Here is a 558-nt window from a genome sequence, read left to right as displayed (position 1 = left end):
GTCGTGAAGGCTCAGATTCACGCGGGTGGCCGTGGCAAGGGCGGCGGCGTGAAGGTGGCGAAGTCGATCGAGCAGGTGCGCGAATACGCGAACCAGATTCTCGGCATGCAGCTCGTCACGCACCAGACCGGTCCGGAAGGCCAGAAGGTCAACCGTCTGATGGTCGAAGAAGGCGCCGACATCAAGCAGGAACTGTATGTCAGCCTCGTCGTCGATCGCATCACGCAAAAGATCGTTCTGATGGGTTCGAGCGAAGGCGGCATGGACATCGAGGAAGTTGCCGAAAAGCACCCGGAACTGATCCACAAGGTCATCGTCGAGCCGTCGACGGGCCTGCTCGACGCGCAGGCCGACGACCTCGCCGCGAAGATCGGCGTGCCGGCCGCTTCGATTCCGCAAGCGCGCGCGATCCTGCAAGGCCTGTACAAGGCATTCTGGGAAACCGACGCATCGCTGGCTGAAATCAACCCGCTGAACGTCGCCGGCGACGGCAAGGTCATCGCACTCGACGCGAAGTTCAACTTCGACTCGAACGCGCTGTTCCGCCACCCGGAAATC

Annotated in this window: 1 protein-coding gene; it reads left to right on the top strand. The window is 62.0% G+C overall.

Annotated features, from left to right (window positions below):
* Window positions 1-558 (top strand): ATP-grasp domain-containing protein (locus DIE23_RS39160; RefSeq protein ID WP_311767849.1); only part of this gene is annotated, 558 nt, incomplete at both ends.

The sequence above is a fragment of the Burkholderia sp. Bp9143 genome, from assembly GCF_003853645.1.
GTDB lineage: Bacteria > Pseudomonadota > Gammaproteobacteria > Burkholderiales > Burkholderiaceae > Burkholderia.
This window is presented reverse-complemented; position numbering and strand designations above follow the sequence as displayed.